The following is a 14,679-nucleotide window of genomic DNA, read 5'->3' as shown; positions in this document are numbered from 1 at the left end:
TCGGCTCGCCGATGGCACGCAGCGCCTGGGCGAAGGACAGGACGTCCTGCGTGCGCGGCACGTAGCCCGCCTCGAAATGCACCTCGGCGACGCGCTGGTAGTCGCGGCGGATGAAGCCGTAGAGGATCTCGGCGAGGAAGCGGCGGGAATCGGCGGTCAGCCGTCCGACGATGCCGAGATCCACCGCGACGATCGTCCCGTCCGGCACCACGAAGAGGTTTCCGGGATGCATGTCGGCATGGAAGAAGCCGTCGCGCATCGAATGGCGCAGGAACGACTGGACGAGGTCGACGCCGAGCCGCGGCAGGTCGTGCCCCGCCGCGCGCACCGCCGCCACGTCGTTCATCTTGATGCCGTCGATCCACTCCATCGTCAGGACGTCGCGGCCCGTGCGCTCCCAGTCGATGCCGGGCACGCGGAAATGCGGATCGTTCGCCACGTTGTCGGCCATTTCCGACGAGGCGGCCGCCTCGAGCCGCAGGTCCATCTCGATGCGGGTCGACTGGGCGAGCGTCTCGACCACCGCGACGGGGCGCAGGCGACGCGACGATCGCACGAAGGTCTCGAGGACATGGGCGATGAAGGCGAAGGCCTCCAGTTCGCGCCGGAAGCGCAGGCGCACGCCCGGCCGGATGACCTTGACCGCGACGTCGCGATACGCGCCGTCCCGCGTCAGGACGCGCGCCTTGTGGACCTGCGCGATCGAGGCGGCGCCCACCACGTCGCCGAACTCGACGAAGAGGTCGTCGATGCGCCGGCCGAGCGTCACCTCGATGTCGCGGATCGCCTGCTCGCGCGGGAACGGGGGCACCTTGTCCTGCAGCTGGCTGAGCTCCAGCGCGATCTCGGTGCCCACGATGTCGGGGCGCGTCGCCAGGAACTGACCGAGCTTGACGTAGGAAGGCCCCAGTCGGTTCAGCGCTTGGCTGAGGCGGTCCGAGCGCGCCGCGCGCCGCGCCGAGCGCCGCGACATCAGGCCGGCCAGACGATGCGCGAGCGCAGCCATCGGCGGCAGGCCCTCGGCCGGCAGCGCCGAGAACACGCCCTCGCGCACCAGGATGTAGACCGCCCGCAGGAGGGCGAAGGTGCCGGTGATGGGGTTGCTCAAAGCCTAGAGCTTCCAGCCCGAATGGATCGCCGCGATGCCGCCCGTGAGATTGCGGTGCGTCACGCGCTCGAAGCCGGCGCGCCGGATGGCGGCCTCGAAGTTCATCTGGTTGGGGAAGCGGCGGATCGATTCCACGAGATACTCGTAGGAGGCGCGGTCCTTCGCGACCGCCCCGCCGATCGCGGGAATCGCCTTGAAGCTCCACAGGTCGTAGACCTTGTCGAGGACGGGCAGGTCGACCTCGGAGAATTCGAGGCACAGGAAGCGCCCGCCGGGCTTCAGGACGCGATAGGCCTCTGCGAGCGCCAGATCGATGCGCGGCACATTCCGGATGCCGAAGGCGATCGTGTAGGCGTCGAAGCTGTCGTCCGGAAGCTTGAGGTCCTCGGCGTTGCCCTCGACGAAGGCGAGGTTGCCGGCAAGGCCCCGCTTCTCGGCGCGATCGGCGCCGACCTGCAGCATCGAGGCGTTGATGTCGAGGACGGTGCCTTCGGCCACGCCGCGCGAGGCTTCCACGATGCGGAAGGCGATGTCGCCGGTGCCGCCCGCCACGTCCAGGAAACGCCAGCCGGGCCGGCGCGAGGGCGCGAGCCACTGCACCATGGCGTCCTTCCAGACGCGGTGCATGCCGGCCGACATCAGGTCGTTCATCAGGTCGTAGTTCGAGGCGACGCGGTGGAACACCTCGTTCACGCGGGCCTGCTTCTCCTCGCGGCCAGAAACCGTCTCGAAACCGTAGGAGGTTTCCATGCCCTCCGTTGCGCCGACGCGGGTACGCGACATGCTGATCGACCTCTCAGAATTCGGGCGCGCGACCGGCGCGGCGCCACGGGCGACCCATAGCGGAACGGGCGCGGGCACGCCATGTCTTGGGGCGCGCCCGCATCCGGGGCGCATTCCATGCCGGAGATGATAAGCAGCGATGCCCGAATTGCCAGAGGTCGAGACCGTCCGCCGCGGGCTGGCGCCGGTGATGGAGGGGGCGCGGATCGCCCGCGTCGAGACGCGGCGCGAGGCCCTGCGCTTTCCCCTCCCCGACCGTTTCGCCGCCCGCCTCGAGGGCCGGCGCATCCTCTCGCTCGGGCGGCGGGCGAAATATCTTCTGGCTGAGATCGAGGGCGACCTCCTTCTGGCCATGCATCTCGGCATGTCCGGCTCGTTCCGGATCGAGGGGATCGACGGGACGGGCGGGGGCGAGCCGGTGGCCGGCGCGGCCTTCCATCTCGCGCGCTCGGAGGACCGCCTGCACGACCACGTCCTCTTCCATCTCGACACGCCCGCCGCGCGCATCGTCTTCAACGACCCGCGGCGCTTCGGCTACATGAGCCTGATCGAAGCGGGATCACGCGACACGCATCCGCATTTTCGCGCGCTCGGCATCGAGCCGACCGGAAACGCGCTGTCGGGCGAGGCGCTCGCCCCGCGCCTCAAGGGCAAGGCGGCGCCGCTGAAGGCCGCGCTTCTCGACCAGACGATCATCGCGGGCCTCGGCAACATCTATGTCTGCGAGGCGCTGTGGCGCGCCCGCCTGTCGCCGCGCCGCCTCGCCGGCTCGCTGGTCAAGGTCGACGGCCGGCCGACCCGCCGCCTCGACGACCTGGCGCTCCATATCCGCGAGACGATCCGCGACGCGATCGAGGCCGGCGGCTCGACCTTGCGCGACTATCGCCAGGCGGACGGGGCGCTCGGCTATTTCCAGCATCGCTTCTCGGTCTACGACCGGGAGGGCGAGCCTTGCCGGCGCGAGGGCTGCCGGGGCATCGTCCAGCGTATCGTGCAGTCCGGTCGCTCGACCTTCTTCTGTCCGGTTTGCCAGCGGTGAGCGACCGCTACCCGCGCACGCCGGACGGGCGCTACTTCGTAGCCCGCGGCCGGCTCTGGCGCTCGTCCGACCCCGACCTTCCCGAGGCCGACCGCGCGGCGGCTGTCCACGACCTGATGGACGCGCGGCGCGCCGTGCGCGATGCGGCGGACGACGAGGCGCGGCGAGCCGCACGCCGCCGCGTCGATACGGCCAAGCGCGCGCTCGGCGAGCGCGGGCCAGTCTGGTGGACGGACGGCGCACGCGACTGGACGCGGTTCGCGCCGAAGAACACGCCCTATGCCGAATGGTTCTCCGGGCTCTCCGCCCCCGAGCGCGAGGCGGCCGGCGGCTGAGACGCTTGGCGGCATCGCCGCCCGCCCCTATCCTTGGCCCCGCAACGGGAGGACGAGCATGGACTACACGAGCATCAAGGTGGAGCGCCGCGGCCGGGTCGGCTGGATGACGATCGACCGGCCGAAGGCGCTGAACGCCCTCAACACGCAGGTGCTGACCGAGCTTCTCCACGCCTCCGACGCCTTTGCGGCCGATGCCGAGGTCGGCGCCGTGGTGCTGACCGGCTCCGAGCGGGCCTTTGCCGCCGGGGCCGACATCAAGGAGATGCAGCCCTTCGGTTTCGCGGAGGCCTACCTCTCCGACTTCGCCAGCGGCTGGGATCGCTTCGCCAACGCCCGCAAGCCGATGATCGCGGCGGTCGCGGGCTACGCGCTCGGCGGCGGCTGCGAGGTCGCCATGATGTGCGACTTCATCATCGCGGCCGAATCGGCCAAGTTCGGCCAGCCGGAGATCACGCTCGGCGTCCTGCCCGGCATGGGCGGCACGCAGCGCATGGCGCGCGCCATCGGCAAGGCGAAGACCATGGACCTCTGCCTCACCGGCCGGATGATGGACGCTGGGGAAGCCGAGCGCTCCGGCCTCGTCGCGCGCGTCGTGCCCGATGCGGAGCTCCTTGCGGAAGCCCAGAAGGCGGCCGAGACCATCGCCGGCTTCTCGCTGCCTGCCGCGATGATGGCCAAGGAAGCGATCATCAGAGCCTTCGACACGACGCTGACGGAAGGGCTTCGCGCCGAGCGCCGCCTCTTCGCCGCCGCCTTCTCGCTGGAGGACCAGAAGGAGGGGATGGGCGCCTTCGTGGAGAAGCGCAAGCCGAGCTTCCGGCATCGCTGATGCGCCGCGCCCGCCGACCGTTGACGAGGCGGACGCTTGGTCCTATAAGCGCGCCAGATTTCAGGCGGCACCCACGGTGCGGCCTTTCGCGCCTTGCCGCTCGGGTTCTCGTTCGGCTCGGCGGCTTAACGCTGAAACCATTCGCGCGGAGACAGGCGGCCCGGTTGGCCGTTCGGTTCCGCGTCAAGCCGAGAGAGACTGAACATGGCCAATACGCCGTCGGCCAAGAAGGCCGCCCGCAAGATCGCCCGCCGGACCGCGGTCAACCGCGACCGTCGTTCGCGCGTCCGCACCTTCCTGCGCAAGGTCGAGGAAGCGATCCTGTCGGGCGACAAGGCTGCCGCCCAGGCCGCCTTCAAGCTGGCCGAGCCGGAGCTGGCGCGTGCGGCCTCCAAGGGCGTGATGCACCGCAACACGGTCTCCCGCAAGATCTCGCGTCTGTCGAGCCGCGTGAAGGCCGTCGGCGCCGCCTGATCGGCCAGACGATATCGCTGTCATGAGGAAAGGCCCGGAGCACACGCTCCGGGCCTTTTCCGATTCTTAATTCTTTCGCGATCGATGGTCGGGACCCGACAAATTCATCCGTCACCCACTTGTCATGGAAGCGGCGCGCGATAGCCCTCGGCGACGTCGCGAGAGTCAGCGTTTCACCAACGATTACAGGGGCTTGGACGAGGGTCCGCGACGGCGATGGCGAGCCCGGCTGTGGCTCGGCCGAGTCGCATGAGTCAAGCCGGACTCGGAAAAAGAATCCCGGCTTCAGACCTGCGACCAAATCGCGGCCGAACCGTGCCGTGAATCTCCCTGTGAATCAGGCGATTGCCGTTTGACGCCCGAAAACGGGCATGTCCGACTCGCCACAGTTCGGCCTTGGTCAGGTCGTGAGCGCCGATTCAAAGCTTGCCCGAAGCTGGGCTGTTCCGTAGCTTTTGCCTCACGACAAGAGCACCGGACGACGAAGGCTGGGGACAAGGGGCGTTTTCCAGAACTTGTAAGGGGACCCGCGACAAGCCGGGTCGTCCAGGCGCTTTCCGTTAATCGATGAGTATCACCCGGTCGCTCGTGCATGGCATGGGCGCGGCAGGGTGAATTTCGTTCCGCGTTTCGCTGCGCCCGGCTGTTTCCGGCGTGGCGTGTTGGGAGTTCGTAGATGAGCCGTTCCTACAAGGGCGACGTGTCGGCCGAGGAGTGCTGGTCGGCGCTTCAGTCCGATCCCCAGAGCTTCCTGATCGATGTCCGCACGTCGGCCGAGTGGAATTTCGTGGGCTTTCCGATGGTGCCTGAAAACGGCCAGGACGCGCTGTTCGCGGAATGGCAGACCTATCCGACGATGGCGGTCGATCCGCGCTTTGCCGAGCGCGTCGGCGCGGCCGTGCGCGCGGCCGGCGGGTCGGAGGGCTCCAAGCTCTATTTCCTCTGCCGCTCGGGCGCCCGCTCCATGTCGAGTGCCGCGGCGATGACGGCGGTCGGATTCACCGACTGCTTCAACGTCCTCGACGGCTTCGAGGGACCGCCCGATGCCGACGGCCACCGTGGCCAGGTCGCGGGATGGAAGGCGGCCGGCCTGCCCTGGAGGCAGAAATGACCGCCCTTCATACCGGCGGCCGCCCCGTCCCGCCCGTTGCCGGCGCCAGAACCCGCGCCTTTCCTTCCACCCCCAGCCGTGCGGCTTCCGCCGCGCCCGCGAATGGCGAGACTTCCATGGCAGCACCGGCACGCGACGAGACGGCGATCCTCGATCGCGTGAACGCCCGTCTCAAGGCGCAGCTCGGCCCCGACGTCTTCGCCTCCTGGTTCGCCCGCCTCAAGCTCGAGCATGTCGGCAAGGGCGTCGTTCAGCTGTCGGTCCCGACGGCCTTTCTGAAGTCGTGGATCAACGGTCACTACCGCGATCTCCTCCTGCAGATCTTCGCCGACGAGGTGCCGGGCACGCTCAAGGTGGACGTCGCCGTCCGCTCGGCCGTGCGCGGTGCCAGCGTTCCGCCCCCGGCCGCCAATGCCGATCAGCCGGGCGCCGTCGCGAGCGACATGCGTGCGGCGGGAAGCGCCGTGCCGCGCGTCGCCGCCCCGACCGAGCGCGCGACGCCGAGCGAGGGCGCGCGCCCTGAGTTCGGCTCGCCGCTCGACCCGCGCTACGTCTTCTCGACCTTCGTCGAGGGCGCGTCGAACCGCGTGGCGCTCGCCGCCGCCCGTTCGATCGCCGAGAACGGGCCGCAGTCGGTGCGCTTCAACCCCTTGTTCCTCCATGCCTCGGTGGGCCTCGGCAAGACGCACCTTCTGCAGGCGATCGCCAACGCGGCCGTCGCCCGCGAGGACAAGCCCCGCGTCGTCTATCTCACGGCCGAATACTTCATGTGGCGCTTCGCCACCGCGATCCGCGACAATCAGGCGCTCGATTTCAAGGAGAACCTGCGCGGCATCGACATCCTGATCATCGACGACATGCAGTTCCTGCAGGGCAAGTCGATCCAGCAGGAGTTCTGCCATCTCCTCAATGCGCTGATCGATTCGGCGCGTCAGGTGATCGTGGCGGCCGACCGCCCGGCTTTCGAGCTGGAATCGCTCGACAGCCGCGTGCGCTCGCGCCTGTCGGGGGGCGTCGCGATCGAGATGGTGTCGCCGGACTACGAGATGCGCCGCGGCATCCTCGCCTCGCGCGTGTCGGCAATGAAGGCGGGCGATCCGAGCTTCGCGATCCCCGAAACGGTGGTGGACACGATCGCGCGCCGCGTGGTCGGCTCGGGCCGCGATCTCGAGGGCGCCTTCAATCAGATCGCCTTCCGCCACGCGGTCGGCCAACCGCTGTCGGCCGAGCATCTCGACGACCTCCTGAACCAGCTGACGCGCGCCGGCGGCGAGAAGCGGGTGCGCATCGAGGACATCCTGAAGTTCGTCTCGCGCCACTACAACGTGTCGCGCACCGACATCCTGTCGGCCCGGCGCACGCGCACGATCGTGCGTCCGCGCCAGATCGCGATGTATCTCGCCAAGACCATGACGCCCCGCTCGCTGCCCGAGATCGGCCGCCGCTTCGGCGGGCGCGACCACACGACGGTGCTCCATGCCGTGCGCAAGATCGAGGCGGAGCGCGCCAATGACGAGAAGCTGTCGGAGGAGCTCGACGTCATCCGCCGCATGATCGAGGAATGAGGTCTCGCGCCTGACCCGTGCCGCCGGAAACGCAAGGTTTCCGGCGGTTTTCCTTTGCGCCCGCCGGCCTTTGCTCTAAAACGTCTGGACCTTTTGCGAAGGGTCCGGCCGGCTCGGCGTCCTTTCGAATCTCGGAACGGTTGTCGTCCATGCGTATCATCATCGAGCGGTCGAACCTCCTGAAGTCGCTGAGCCACATCCAGCGCGTGGTGGAGCGGCGCAACACGATCCCGATCCTGTCCAACGTCCTCCTGAAGACCGAGGACGGGGCGATGCGCCTGAAGGCCACCGACCTCGATATCGAGATCACCGAAAGCGTGCCGGCGAGCGGCGACGTGCCGGGCGCGACGACCGTTCCGGCCCACCTTCTCTACGACATCGTGCGCAAGCTGCCGGATGGCTCCGAGGTGAAGCTCGAGACGACCGGCGACGGCGCGCAGATGACCGTCTCGGCCGGGCGCTCGACCTTCCGCCTCCAGTGCCTCCCCGAGGCCGACTTTCCCGACATCACCGCCGGCGCCTTCACCCATGCCTTCACGCTGAAGGCGGCCGATCTCGCGCGGCTCGTCGAGCGCACGCAGTTCGCGATCTCCACCGAGGAGACGCGCTACTATCTCAACGGCATCTTCCTCCACACGATCGAGACCGGCGGCGCCCTGACGCTGCGCGCGGTCGCGACCGACGGCCACCGCCTGGCGCGCGCCGAGATGCCGGCGCCTGCGGGCTCGGAGGGGATGCCGGGCATCATCGTGCCGCGCAAGACCGTGACCGAGATCCAGAAGCTGCTCGGCGAAGGCGCCGAGACGGTGGCGATCGAACTGTCGGACTCCAAGATCCGCTTCTCGCTCGGCGCCGTGGTGATGACCTCGAAACTCATCGACGGCACCTTCCCCGACTACCAGCGCGTCATCCCGACCGGCAACGACAAGGCGTTGACGCTCGACCGCCAGAGCTTCTCGGCCGCGGTCGACCGCGTGTCCACGATCTCGTCCGAGCGCGGGCGCGCGGTGAAGCTCGCGCTCTCGGGCGGCCAGCTCGTCCTTACCGTCAACTCGCCGGACGCGGGCACCGCGACGGAGGAGCTGCCCGTCGGCTACGAGGCGGAGGAGATCGAGATCGGCTTCAACGCCCGGTACCTTCTCGACATCACCGGCCAGCTGTCCGGCGACAGCGCGGTCTTCATGATGGCCGATCCCGGCTCGCCGACCCTGATCCGCGACGGCGGCGACGAGGGCACGCTCTACGTCCTGATGCCGATGCGCGTCTGACGCGGCGCATCGCCGCGCCGATGGACCTCGCCCGCGATGCCCGGATCCGCGTGACCGGGCTCGGCCTCGTGGACTTTCGCAACTACGAGACGCTGAACCTTTCCATCCGTTCGCGCTTCGTCGTGCTCCACGGCGACAACGGCTCGGGCAAGACCAATCTCCTGGAGGCGCTTTCGCTCCTGTCGCCGGGCAAGGGTCTGCGCCGCGCCGCCTACGGCGAGATCGCACGCAGCACGGGCGGCGCGGCGACCGGCGGTTTTTCCGTGCGCGCCCGGCTCGCCGCCCCGGCCGCGGAGGATGAGCCGACCGACGTCCTCACCCTGGTGCGCCCCGACGAGGGCACGCCGGCCCGGATCCTGCGCATCGACGGCACCACCGCCCGATCGAGCGACGAGCTTCTCGACGTCCTGCGCGTCGTCTGGCTGACGCCGGCGATGGACGGGTTGTTCACCGGCCCCGCGACGGAGCGCCGCCGCTTCCTCGACCGCATGGTCCTGACCGTCGATCCCGAGCACGGGCGGCGCACGCTCGACTACGAGAAGGCCATGCGCGGGCGCAACCGTCTCCTCACCGAGGACCGGCTCGACGACCGCTGGCTGGCCGGCATCGAGCGGCAGATGGCAGAACTCGGGCTCGCGATCGCGCTGGCACGCGCCGATCTCGTCGCCCGCCTCGCGGGGCTCCTCGACGCCGCCTCCGCCTCGCCCTTTCCGGTGGCCGAACTCGATCTCCAGTCCGGCTACGACGATCTTCCCCTCGAAGGCGCGGCGGTCGACCTCGAGGATCACGTCGCGGAGCGCCTCGCGCGCCGGCGCATGGTCGACCGCGCCGCCGGCCGCACGCTGGAGGGCCCCCATCGCGGCGACCTCGCCGTCACCCACCGCGCCAAGGCGATGCCGGCCGCCCTGTCCTCGACCGGCGAGCAGAAGGCGCTCCTGATCGGTCTGGTGCTCGCCCATGCGCGCCTCGTCGAGGCGGCGTCCGGCATGGCGCCCGTCCTTCTTCTCGACGAGATCGCCGCCCATCTCGATCCCGGCCGCCGGGCCGCCCTCTTCGACATCCTCGACGAACTCGGCGTCCAGTCCTTCCTGACCGGCACCGACGCCGCGCTGTTCGAGGCGCTGGACGGGCGCGCGCAGATGCTCCTCGTCGCCAACGGAGCCGTGACATGACGCTCTCGCCCTCCCCGCTCTCCGCGGACGAACTCGGCCGCTACGCCCGCCACATCGTCCTGCCCGAGATCGGGGGACCGGGGCAGCAGCGGCTGAAGAGGAGCCGCGTGCTCCTCGTCGGCGCCGGTGGCATCGGCTCGCCCGCCGCGCTCTATCTCGCGGCGGCCGGCGTCGGCACGATCGGGCTCGTCGACGACGACCACGTGTCGCTGTCGAACCTCCAGCGCCAGGTGCTGTTCGAGACCGCGGATCTCGACCGGCCGAAGGTGGAGGCCGCCGCCGAGGCGCTGGGGCGGCTGAACCCGCATGTCGCGGTCGAGGCCCATCCCGTCCGCCTCGATGCGTCGAACGGGCCGGCCCTCGTGTCGCGCTACGACGTCGTCGTCGACGGCTCCGACAACTTCACGACGCGCTTCCTCGTCGCGGACCTCTGCGAGGCGGCCGGCGTTCCGCTCGTCACGGTCGCGGTCCAGCGCTTCTCCGGATCGCTGACGACGCTCATGCCCCACCGGGCAGGCCCGGACGGGCGCCTCTTCCCCCGCTACCGCGATCTCTTCCCCGAGCCTCCGCCCGAGGGCACCGTGCCGACCTGTGCGGAGGCCGGGATCCTTGGCGTCGTCACCGGCATCATGGGCACGATGGGCGCGGCGGAGGCCATCAAGCTCGTGGCCGGCGTCGGCGATCCGATGGTCGGGCGACTGCTTCTCGTCGATATCCTGCGGATGCGCTTCGAGGAAATCCGCTACCGTCGCCCTGTCGATCCATCGCCGTAAGGTGCTGCCGCTACGGAACACGTCAGGTGTCCTGACGGACGATCTTCGTTAGCCTTAAGTCGAGATACCCATCACGGGAGGGTCACGGACCCGTGATTTCATGGAATTGCGAATGTATCCTTCCCGCATTGTTCACCGACGATCTGCTTAGGTTCGCTCGACGAATGGGGAGAAGACGATGAAGCCGATCGCGGTACTGGGAGCGGGTCTCGCCGGACTGACGGCCGCGGCCGAACTCAAGCGACGCGGCCTGCCGGCGGTGGTGTTCGAGGCGGGCAAGGCGGTCGGCGGCATGGCGGCCTCGTTCAAGGACGCCGAGGGCTTCTCCTACGACTACGGCGCGCACTTCATCTCCAACCGGCTCGCCAAGGCGCTCGGCGCCGAGCACATCTGCCGCACGGTTCGCCACTACGGCGAGGCGGTGCATATCGACGGTCGCGACCGCAGCCATCCGTTCGGCCTGATGGCGGAACCGCGCTTCCTCGCGAGCGCCCTGAAGAGCCGCTTCGCGAGCCGTCCGACCGCCCCCGCCGCCAATGCCGAGGACTGGATGCGCCGTTCCTACGGCGACGCCATGGCCGAGGAGGTGGCGATGCCGCTGGTCGAAGCCTGGTCTGGCGCCCCGGCGCGCGAGCTCTCGTCCTCGGTCGGCGAGAAGTTCGGCAACAGCATCGTCAAGTCGCTCTATCTCAGCGTCGCCGCCAAGGTGACGCGGCGGGCCGTGTGCAACGGCTACACCCGCACGATGCCCGAAGGCGCGGGCGTCTACCACGTCTATCCCGAGGGTGGCCTCGCCCGGATGCTCGAGCCGACGCTGCACAAGCTCGACGGCACGGTGCGCCTCCAGTCGCCGGTGGAGCGCATCCTCGTCGACAAGGGCCGGGTGGTCGCGATCCGCAGCGCGGGCGCCGAGATCCCGGTCTCGGCGGTCATCTCCACCGCGCCGGTCAACGTCCTGCCGCGGCTCGTCGAGGGCACCGACGCGCTGAAGCCCCTTGCGGCGTTCCGCTACCGGCCGATGATGTTCGTCAATCTGCGCTTTTCCGGTCGCGCCATCCTGCCGAACACGATGGTCTGGGTGCCCGACCGCAGCCGGCTGTCGTTCCGCCTCACCGAGGCGCCGATCTCGATGCCGTGGCTCGCGCCCGAGGGCAAGACGCTGATCACCTTCGACATCGGCTGCGAGGTCGGCGACGCGAGGTGGACGATGAGCGACGAGGATCTCGCCCGCACCTGCCTCGACCAGATCTGCGCGCTCTACGGCGAAGAGCTTCGCGGGCGGTATCTCGGCGCCGGCGGCACGATCCGCACCCCGATCTCCTATCCCGTCTATCTCGGCGCCTACGAGACCGAACGCCGCCTCTTCTCCATGTCGACCGGCGTCGACGGCCTCTACAGCGTGGGACGCAACGGCGAATTCGCCCACATCCTGATGGAGGACGTGTTCTGGCGCACGATCCGCCGGATGGAGGACGTCGCCCGTTACGTCGCCGCGCCGGCGGACGGCGCCCAGCCCGCCCTCTCCCTGGAGGAGCGTCTGGCAGGGCTCGGCCTCTCGGCTCCCGGACTGTCCCAGCCGGCCTGACACGCACGGTCGATCAGCTTCGGGCAAGGGGTTGTTAACCCCGATGCGCGATCATGGCGTTGCGTCGGGTACACGGGTCATCTTTTGGGAAGGTCCTTGTGCGCCCGGCCACCCGGCTCCGCCGGGCCGAAGCCGTCCCGCATGTCCGGAGCCATCCCCCCGTGTCCCGCTCGTCCCTTCTCGCCTCGATCGCCCTTGCCCTTTTCGCCGCCCTTCCGTCGGTCGGCGCGGTGCATGCCCAGTCGCCGGCCGCCGCCGCGACGCCGCCGGTGGCCGCACCTGCCGCCGCCGCCGAGGAAGGCGAGGACGCCGAGATGCAGCGCAAGCTGCCGCTGCCCCGCTTCGTCTCGCTGAAGTCCGCCCGCGTGAACCTTCGTGTCGGCCCCGGCAAGGACTACGCGGTGTCCTGGCTCTACCTGAAGCCCGGCCTGCCGGTGGAGGTGATTCAGGAATACGACCTGTGGCGCCGCATCCGCGACAGCGAGGGCACCGAGGGTTGGGTCTACCATTCGCTCCTGTCGGGCGAGCGCACGGCGCTGGCCGCTCCCTGGCTGAAGGGCAAGACGCAGGCGACCATCACCATGCATCGCTCCGCCGCGACCGACGGGCCGATCGTCGCCGAGATGGAGCCGGGCGTGCTGACCAAGGTGCGCGAGTGCTCCTTCGGCTGGTGCGAGGTCGAAGCCGCCGGTCGGCGCGGCTTCGTCACCCAGAAGGAAATCTGGGGTGTCTACCCCGACGAACGATTCTGAGGCGCCTCGTCCCCCCGCCTCGAAACGAGGAAGGCCGGCCATCCGCATTGGATCGCCGGCCTTCTTCGTCTGAAACCGATGGCGCGCGGGCGTCAGCCGAGCGACTTCGCGCCCGTCTTGCGGCGCAGGCGCACCACGACATCCACATTGACGATCTCCATGCCCTCGGGCGGCTCGGGCAGGTTGTCGATCGTGATCGTGCCGTCGGGAATGTCGATCATCGTGTTGTCGGCCTCCACGAAGAAGTGGTGGTGGTCCGAGGTGTTGGTGTCGAAATAGGTCCGCTGCCCCTCGCCCGAGAGCGGACGCACGAGGCCGGCGTCGGTGAACTGGTGCAGCGTGTTGTAGACGGTCGCCAGCGACACCGGCTCGCCCGCCTTGTGCGCTTCCTCGTGCAGCTCTTCCGCCGACAGGTGGCGGTCGCCCGCGCCGAAGATGAGGTTGCACAGGGCCACGCGCTGGCGGGTCGGCCGGAGGCCCGAGGCGCGCAGGCGCTCGAAGACGCAGAAGCTCTGGGCCCGACCGGCCATGCGCGCGTCCGCTGTCGCGAGGGGCTTCGCCCGATTGTCCATCACGTCGACCACCGAAAACCTGACTATTTCATTCACCTTTAGACGAGCGTCACACGCTGCCGCAAGGCCTTGCTGCGATTCAATATAGTCGGATTTCGCACCGCGAACAACGCGGGGCTTCAAGGGCCGGCGCAGGCCGGCGCCAGCGCGGCGATCGCCCGGCCGGAGCCGGTGAGCGGCAGGCGGACATGGCCCGCTGGGCCCGACACTTCGAGGCTCTTGCCGCGCTTCAGGGCAGCCAGCAGCGACGCCGCATCCTTGCCTTCGACGGTGCGCACGAAGCGCGAGCCGCCGCCCGCCCCCTCCGGCTCGACGCGAGCCTCGCCGGCATAGGCCATGCCGTCGACCGAGAGGACGAGCGTCACCGGCCGGTCCGCCGGAAAGCGCGCCCCGTTGCCGGCCGCCGTGACGCCGAGCCGCCCGCCGGAAAGGCATGCGATCTCGGCGCCGGCCGGACGCCCCTTCAGGGTGAAGTAGGCGCGCGCCCCCTCGCCGCGCCCGCTGGCGCGCCACTCCTGCGAAAGCGCCGGGACGGTCGAGCCGGCAAGGACGAGCAGCACGAAAAAGACACGCATGTCGGCTCCATGGCGGCGGTGCCCGGCGCGAAACCGTGACACCTCTCTAGACGTTAACGGATTTGCCCTCGGGCGCTCGCGTGGTAAGGGCCGTCCCGCGATCGATTTGATACAAGTTGGAACGGCGGCGGCATACCGTTCCCCAACCGGACGGATCAATGGACACGGTGAAGACCTATTTCGGCAAGGACGAGATTCTGGCATGCGGCCGGGGCGAGCTCTTCGGCGCGGGCAACGCGCAGCTCCCCCTGCCGCCGATGCTGATGTTCGACCGGATCACCGAGGTCACCACCGACGGCGGCGAGTTCGGCAAGGGTTCGATCCGCGCGGAGTTCGACGTCTCGCCCGACCTCTGGTTCTTCGACTGCCACTTCAAGGGCGATCCGGTGATGCCGGGCTGCCTCGGCCTCGACGCGCTCTGGCAGCTGACGGGCTTCTATCTCGGCTGGCTCGGCGAGCCCGGCCGCGGTCGCGCGCTCGGCGTTGGCGAGGTCAAGTTCACCGGCCAGGTGACGCCCAAGGTCAAGCTCGTGGAATACGGCGTCGACTTCCGCCGCGTGATGCGCTCCAAGCTCAAGCTCGGTATCGCCGAGGGCTGGATGAAGGCGGATGGCGTCGTCATCTATCAGGCGAGCAACCTGCGCGTCGGCCTGTTCCAGGACGAGCAGTCCGACGAGACGGCCGGCGGCTGATACCCGCCCGCCCATCGAAGAATCCGGGTCTTTGAGACCCTTG

16 protein-coding genes are annotated in these 14,679 nt (G+C 69.3%); 12 read left to right on the top strand and 4 right to left on the bottom strand.

Features of this window, described 5'->3' with window-relative positions; translation table 11 throughout:
• Positions 1 to 1,108 (bottom strand): AarF/UbiB family protein (locus tag QZ753_RS16320; RefSeq protein ID WP_294645126.1); only part of this gene is annotated, 1,108 nt, incomplete at its 3' end.
• Positions 1,109 to 1,111: 3 nt separating this feature from the next.
• Positions 1,112 to 1,891: a bifunctional demethylmenaquinone methyltransferase/2-methoxy-6-polyprenyl-1,4-benzoquinol methylase UbiE gene (gene ubiE, locus QZ753_RS16315; RefSeq protein ID WP_294645124.1), complete on the bottom strand. Its 780-nt coding sequence runs from the start codon at positions 1,889 to 1,891 to the stop codon at positions 1,112 to 1,114.
• 139 nt (positions 1,892 to 2,030) lie between these two features.
• Between ubiE and mutM the strand changes: the two genes are divergently transcribed.
• From mutM to QZ753_RS16260, 11 genes are all read left to right on the top strand, one after another.
• The gene (gene mutM / locus QZ753_RS16310) at positions 2,031 to 2,930 is read left to right on the top strand and encodes a bifunctional DNA-formamidopyrimidine glycosylase/DNA-(apurinic or apyrimidinic site) lyase (protein WP_294645122.1); all 900 of its coding nucleotides are present in this window, start codon (positions 2,031 to 2,033) and stop codon (positions 2,928 to 2,930) included.
• Positions 2,927 to 3,265 carry a hypothetical protein gene (locus QZ753_RS16305; RefSeq protein WP_294645121.1) on the top strand — a complete coding sequence of 113 codons (339 nt, stop codon included), beginning with the start codon at positions 2,927 to 2,929 and terminating at the stop codon, positions 3,263 to 3,265. The genes mutM and QZ753_RS16305 overlap by 4 nt, the downstream gene beginning before the upstream one ends.
• Before the next feature lie 58 nt (positions 3,266 to 3,323).
• Positions 3,324 to 4,097 carry an enoyl-CoA hydratase gene (locus tag QZ753_RS16300; protein WP_294645119.1) on the top strand — a complete coding sequence of 258 codons (774 nt, stop codon included), beginning with the start codon at positions 3,324 to 3,326 and terminating at the stop codon, positions 4,095 to 4,097.
• Positions 4,098 to 4,301: 204 nt separating this feature from the next.
• On the top strand, positions 4,302 to 4,571 hold the full coding sequence (rpsT, locus tag QZ753_RS16295; protein ID WP_294645118.1) for a 30S ribosomal protein S20: 270 nt from the start codon (positions 4,302 to 4,304) through the stop codon (positions 4,569 to 4,571).
• A 676-nt stretch (positions 4,572 to 5,247) separates the two neighbouring features.
• Positions 5,248 to 5,682, top strand: coding sequence for a rhodanese-like domain-containing protein (locus QZ753_RS16290; protein WP_294645115.1), 435 nt, complete (start codon positions 5,248 to 5,250; stop codon positions 5,680 to 5,682).
• Positions 5,683 to 5,798: 116 nt separating this feature from the next.
• Complete coding sequence (gene dnaA / locus QZ753_RS16285; RefSeq protein WP_294645113.1) at positions 5,799 to 7,247, top strand: chromosomal replication initiator protein DnaA; 1,449 nt, start codon at positions 5,799 to 5,801, stop codon at positions 7,245 to 7,247.
• A 149-nt stretch (positions 7,248 to 7,396) separates the two neighbouring features.
• On the top strand, positions 7,397 to 8,515 hold the full coding sequence (dnaN, locus tag QZ753_RS16280; RefSeq protein WP_294645111.1) for a DNA polymerase III subunit beta: 1,119 nt from the start codon (positions 7,397 to 7,399) through the stop codon (positions 8,513 to 8,515).
• 20 nt (positions 8,516 to 8,535) lie between these two features.
• Complete coding sequence (gene recF, locus QZ753_RS16275) at positions 8,536 to 9,687, top strand: DNA replication/repair protein RecF (RefSeq protein WP_294645109.1); 1,152 nt, start codon at positions 8,536 to 8,538, stop codon at positions 9,685 to 9,687.
• Complete coding sequence (locus tag QZ753_RS16270) at positions 9,684 to 10,460, top strand: molybdopterin-synthase adenylyltransferase MoeB (RefSeq protein WP_294645106.1); 777 nt, start codon at positions 9,684 to 9,686, stop codon at positions 10,458 to 10,460. The genes recF and QZ753_RS16270 overlap by 4 nt, the downstream gene beginning before the upstream one ends.
• Positions 10,461 to 10,638: 178 nt before the next feature.
• Complete coding sequence (locus tag QZ753_RS16265; RefSeq protein WP_294645105.1) at positions 10,639 to 12,045, top strand: FAD-dependent oxidoreductase; 1,407 nt, start codon at positions 10,639 to 10,641, stop codon at positions 12,043 to 12,045.
• Positions 12,046 to 12,314: 269 nt separating this feature from the next.
• Positions 12,315 to 12,797: an SH3 domain-containing protein gene (locus tag QZ753_RS16260; protein WP_294645128.1), complete on the top strand. Its 483-nt coding sequence runs from the start codon at positions 12,315 to 12,317 to the stop codon at positions 12,795 to 12,797.
• Positions 12,798 to 12,889: 92 nt separating this feature from the next.
• Here QZ753_RS16260 and irrA read toward each other — a convergent pair whose 3' ends face one another.
• Together irrA and QZ753_RS16250 are read right to left on the bottom strand one after the other, a co-directional pair.
• Entirely contained in the window at positions 12,890 to 13,327 is a 438-nt protein-coding gene (gene irrA, locus QZ753_RS16255; RefSeq protein WP_294645103.1) for an iron response transcriptional regulator IrrA, read from the bottom strand.
• Between the two features lie 161 nt (positions 13,328 to 13,488).
• On the bottom strand, positions 13,489 to 13,944 hold the full coding sequence (locus QZ753_RS16250) for a hypothetical protein (RefSeq protein WP_294645101.1): 456 nt from the start codon (positions 13,942 to 13,944) through the stop codon (positions 13,489 to 13,491).
• Between the two features lie 158 nt (positions 13,945 to 14,102).
• Between QZ753_RS16250 and fabA the strand changes: the two genes are divergently transcribed.
• Complete coding sequence (fabA, locus tag QZ753_RS16245; protein ID WP_294645099.1) at positions 14,103 to 14,636, top strand: 3-hydroxyacyl-[acyl-carrier-protein] dehydratase FabA; 534 nt, start codon at positions 14,103 to 14,105, stop codon at positions 14,634 to 14,636.
• Positions 14,637 to 14,679: the final 43 nt, after the last annotated feature.

Source organism: uncultured Aureimonas sp. (genome assembly GCF_913775355.1).
In the GTDB taxonomy this organism is placed as follows: Bacteria; Pseudomonadota; Alphaproteobacteria; order Rhizobiales; family Rhizobiaceae; genus Aureimonas.
The sequence above is the reverse complement of the archived record's forward strand: the minus strand, read 5'-3'. Positions and strand labels throughout refer to the sequence as shown.

Excerpts from the sequence above, each read along its gene's own strand:
- ubiE (WP_294645124.1), bottom strand. The coding sequence starts at position 1,891 with ATGTCGCGTACCCGCGTCGGCGCAACGGAGGGCATGGAAACCTCCTAC.
- mutM (WP_294645122.1), top strand. The coding sequence starts at position 2,031 with ATGCCCGAATTGCCAGAGGTCGAGACCGTCCGCCGCGGGCTGGCGCCG.
- QZ753_RS16300 (WP_294645119.1), top strand. The coding sequence starts at position 3,324 with ATGGACTACACGAGCATCAAGGTGGAGCGCCGCGGCCGGGTCGGCTGG.
- rpsT (WP_294645118.1), top strand. The coding sequence starts at position 4,302 with ATGGCCAATACGCCGTCGGCCAAGAAGGCCGCCCGCAAGATCGCCCGC.
- QZ753_RS16290 (WP_294645115.1), top strand. The coding sequence starts at position 5,248 with ATGAGCCGTTCCTACAAGGGCGACGTGTCGGCCGAGGAGTGCTGGTCG.
- dnaA (WP_294645113.1), top strand. The coding sequence starts at position 5,799 with ATGGCAGCACCGGCACGCGACGAGACGGCGATCCTCGATCGCGTGAAC.
- dnaN (WP_294645111.1), top strand. The coding sequence starts at position 7,397 with ATGCGTATCATCATCGAGCGGTCGAACCTCCTGAAGTCGCTGAGCCAC.
- recF (WP_294645109.1), top strand. The coding sequence starts at position 8,536 with ATGGACCTCGCCCGCGATGCCCGGATCCGCGTGACCGGGCTCGGCCTC.
- QZ753_RS16270 (WP_294645106.1), top strand. The coding sequence starts at position 9,684 with ATGACGCTCTCGCCCTCCCCGCTCTCCGCGGACGAACTCGGCCGCTAC.
- QZ753_RS16265 (WP_294645105.1), top strand. The coding sequence starts at position 10,639 with ATGAAGCCGATCGCGGTACTGGGAGCGGGTCTCGCCGGACTGACGGCC.
- irrA (WP_294645103.1), bottom strand. The coding sequence starts at position 13,327 with ATGGCCGGTCGGGCCCAGAGCTTCTGCGTCTTCGAGCGCCTGCGCGCC.
- QZ753_RS16250 (WP_294645101.1), bottom strand. The coding sequence starts at position 13,944 with ATGCGTGTCTTTTTCGTGCTGCTCGTCCTTGCCGGCTCGACCGTCCCG.
- fabA (WP_294645099.1), top strand. The coding sequence starts at position 14,103 with ATGGACACGGTGAAGACCTATTTCGGCAAGGACGAGATTCTGGCATGC.